Raw genomic sequence first — 3,830 nt, 5'->3', positions numbered from 1 at the left:
ATAAGAAGTCTGAAACAGAAACAAGAAATGCAGCTTAAAATTTAAGTAAAGAGTGCCAACTACCTTGAAAAACACCGTGGGCACCAATACCATTGAAATAAAACCAGGCACAGGGCGAGGAGATCGCCGCTCTGAACGGGTTAAGTCGCTCACGGCAGACGATGCCAATGCGCTTAAAATATTGCCCTATGTGGACAGCGTTACCCCAACCGTTAGAGCTAATGTTGTTATACGTTATGCTAGCGAAACCGTCACAGGATCGATTCAAGGCGTGGGTACTGAGTATTTTCGCGTGCGCGGTTATACGCTTGCTAAGGGACAATATTTTGCCGATGATAGTATCGATACGCTAGAACAGGTTGCCGTCATTGATGCCAATACCGATCAGACACTTTTTCCTGATGGCAATGCGCTAGGTAGCGTCATTTTTCTCGGCCGTCTTCCTGTTCGTATTATTGGCGTAACAAAGCCAATTGAAAGTGTGTCCGACAACAGTGATGAACTGAATGTTTGGTTGCCGTATACCACGGTGTCTGGGCGTATTTTTAGGCAAAATTATGTAAACGATATTACCGTAAGGATAGATGCGAATGTATCAAGTGATGTGGCAGAGCAAGGCATTATTAGCTTATTGAGTATGCGCCACGGCAAAGTTGATTTTTTCACTATTAATACAGATACGATACGCAAAAGCATTGAAAAAACATCTGAAACCATGACGTTACTGATATCAGCTATCGCGTTTATCTCTTTGTTAGTTGGCGGGATTGGGGTAATGAATATCATGCTGGTATCGGTAACAGAGCGAACGCGCGAAATAGGCATTCGTATGGCCGTTGGTGCCAGGCAAACCGATATTATGCGTCAGTTTTTGATTGAAGCCGTGCTGGTGTGTTTTTGTGGTGGCGCATTGGGGATTGGACTTGCTTATCTTATCGGCATGATATTCACCTACACAGGCAGCAGTTTTCAGATGATCTATTCGAGTACGTCAATTGTGGCGGCTTTTGCCTGCTCGACCTTAATCGGTATTGTGTTTGGTTATCTGCCAGCCCGAAATGCGGCTAAATTAAATCCGGTAGATGCACTCTCAAGAGACTAACACTAAGTAAATAGGATCCCCAATTACTGGCTCTATGAAGACGGGAACTATTGTATAGCGCACAGTCGAAATATTTACAAGGTCAACTAGAGTTAAACGCAAAGTGGCATACTTGGGGTTAAACCTTAACCCCGCTATCCACTTACACTGTTTGTGGTCAAGTAATATTCTGCATAGCGTTAGACGTTAGGGATACATTTTGTAATCTTTTGAGCCTAGATTAAGTTGAGAACTCTAACGCGTTTCTTTCCAAAAGTAAGTCAGCTAATTAGATTTGAGATTTTCCTATTTGGCTTTCATCTATAGACAACTATGCGGCTAAATCGAAGAGAATTAAATTACAGGTGTAGATGAGTCAACGAGTATCCAAAACAGAGATTATTCTCGCTAATTTACAAGAATAATCACTGTTCGACTTGAGCTTTATTACTTGCCTTTTGTCACTCGTTTTAGACCCAAAATGATAGAAAGTTAGCAGGGATTTACCTTATTCGCTCTGGTACCATAATCTTTTTCTGACTGACGAAGCTTTCTTTAGCAACAAACCCTGAAGCAAGCATGTGCCACAGTAGAAACTGTCATGATAATGCAGTAGCTGAATGCTTTTTTCATTGTTGATGAAAGATAGAGTGAAGCGGAAAAGCGATAAAAGCAGGGACGAGTCACACTCCGAGAGATTAGCTACTGCTAACCCCCTAGAACAGTAGTTAATTCATTGAATTCAGCCTATTATTTTTATACTAATTAGGTAAATTAATTTACAATAGTGATGTTTAAACAACAACATTAATGATGGCTATAATGACAAATGATAAACCGTGGTTAAAACAATATCCTGAGGATGTGCCCGCAACAATAGATTCAAGTATGTATAACAATATCAATGATTTGTTTAAAGAATCTTTTAGTGCGTATGCTAAAAAAGCAGCATATATTAATATGGGACATAGCTTATCCTACCAAGATCTCGAAAGTAAAAGTAACGCTTTTGCTGCTTATCTACAATCTGAACTAAAAATGAAAAAAGGCGAACGAATCGCCTTGATGATGCCTAATTTATTGCAATATCCCATCACTATTTTAGGTGCATTAAAAGCAGGACTCATTATTGTAAATGTTAATCCACTTTATACCCCTCGAGAGTTAAAACATCAATTACGAGACTCAGGGTCCAGTGCTATTGTTGCCGTCACAAATTTTGGTAATAATCTTCAGCAAATACTGCATGAGACTAACATTAAGCATGTTATTTTAACCAAAATCGGCGATGAGTTAGCTATACATAAGCGTACACTGGTTAATTTTCTTATCAAACATGTCAAAAAAATAGTGCCAAAATATCATATCCCCGACGCTATTTCACTGCGTAGAGCGTTAACCGAAGGCAAGAAACTTCCCTTTATTGATCCCCAAATAACAGTAGATGATTTAGCATACCTCCAATATACAGGTGGAACGACGGGTCCTGCGAAAGGGGCAATGCTGACTCATAGTAATATTATTTCTAACGTTCTACAGGTTCATGCTCATTTTAGCCCAAGAACCTTATATGATAAGGAATATGCAGTAACCCCACTTCCGCTTTATCATATTTTTGCCAACTCAGTGAGTATGATGTTTATGCTCTTTCTCGGTGCAACGAATTTACTCATTACCAACCCAAGAGATATAGATGGTTTCGTAGCAGATTTAAGTAAATATCCATTCACAATGGTTTTTGGTTTAAATACACTTTTTAATGGTCTAAACAATCATGCTGGTTTTCAAGAATTAGATTTTAGTCACGCTCGTTTTACTATTGCAGGTGGAATGCCGACGCAGAAACATATTGCTGATCGTTGGCAAGAGCTCACTGGAATGCCTGTCATAGAAGGTTATGGCTTAACTGAATGTTCCCCAGTGGTCGCTGCAGGTACTCATCAACAACAATCATTTATTTCTTCAATTGGTGTCCCTTTACCCAGCGCTGAACTCCGTATCGTTAATGATAAAAATGAACCTTTAGGTCCCAACCAAATTGGTGAAATTCAAATTAGAGGGCCCCAAGTGATGAAAGGCTATTGGCAACAAGAAGCCGAAACCAATACTGTAATGCATGCAGGAGGTTGGTTAAGCTCTGGCGATATAGGAAGAATGGATGACGATGGGGTTTTTTATATTGAAGACCGTAAAAAAGATATGATTCTAGTGTCGGGATTTAATGTTTTTCCAACTGAAATTGAAGAAGTTGCAACACTTCACCCTCACATCATCGAAGCTGCGGCCATTGGCATTCCTGATGACGCCACAGGAGAAATAGTTAAATTATTTATTGTACGCAAAGGTAATGTGACCGTTGATGAAATAAAAAAACATTGTAGAAAATATCTTACCGGTTATAAAAACCCAAGGATAATTGAATTTAGAGATGAATTGCCAAAATCAAATGTTGGCAAGATCTTACGTCGAGAATTGCGAGATTCATAGGCGCTATTACTGACGTCCTAAGGATAACCAACATATTTGGCATAGATATGAGGCGCAGCCGAGCAAATCCGGCTAAACCTCATTCACATGCTGACAGAGGATCCCGTCAACGACCATTTCAGCATTTGGTGCAACTCATCTTTAGTTGCTCCCTCTGCAGCCTGTAACGACATCCCTTTAAATAAGTAAGCGCTCAATTAACCGCACATACCAATAACCTTCAAATGTGACATGATTATTTCCTAACTAAATCTAGGAAAAC

1 protein-coding gene and 2 pseudogenes are annotated in these 3,830 nt (G+C 39.7%); all 3 read left to right on the top strand.

What is annotated here, in order from left to right:
* Positions 1-70: 70 nt before the first annotated feature.
* A pseudogene (locus tag AAEY93_RS20120) lies at positions 71-1,102 on the top strand (ABC transporter permease); the annotation flags it as partial.
* A 543-nt stretch (positions 1,103-1,645) separates the two neighbouring features.
* Positions 1,646-1,776, top strand: a pseudogene (locus AAEY93_RS20115) (IS3 family transposase); the annotation flags it as partial.
* Positions 1,777-1,891: 115 nt separating this feature from the next.
* Positions 1,892-3,568 (top strand): AMP-binding protein, encoded by a 1,677-nt coding sequence (locus AAEY93_RS20110; RefSeq protein WP_124011464.1) that lies wholly within the window; start codon positions 1,892-1,894, stop codon positions 3,566-3,568.
* Positions 3,569-3,830 lie beyond the last annotated feature (262 nt).

Source organism: Shewanella sp. CAL98-MNA-CIBAN-0140 (genome assembly GCF_040309905.1).
Taxonomy (GTDB): domain Bacteria; phylum Pseudomonadota; class Gammaproteobacteria; order Enterobacterales; family Shewanellaceae; genus Shewanella; species Shewanella psychromarinicola.
The sequence above is the reverse complement of the archived record's forward strand: the minus strand, read 5'-3'. Positions and strand labels throughout refer to the sequence as shown.

What these genes read in the sequence shown, in the direction of transcription:
- AAEY93_RS20110 (WP_124011464.1), top strand. Translation starts at nt 1,892, where the DNA reads ATGATGGCTATAATGACAAATGATAAACCGTGGTTAAAACAATATCCT.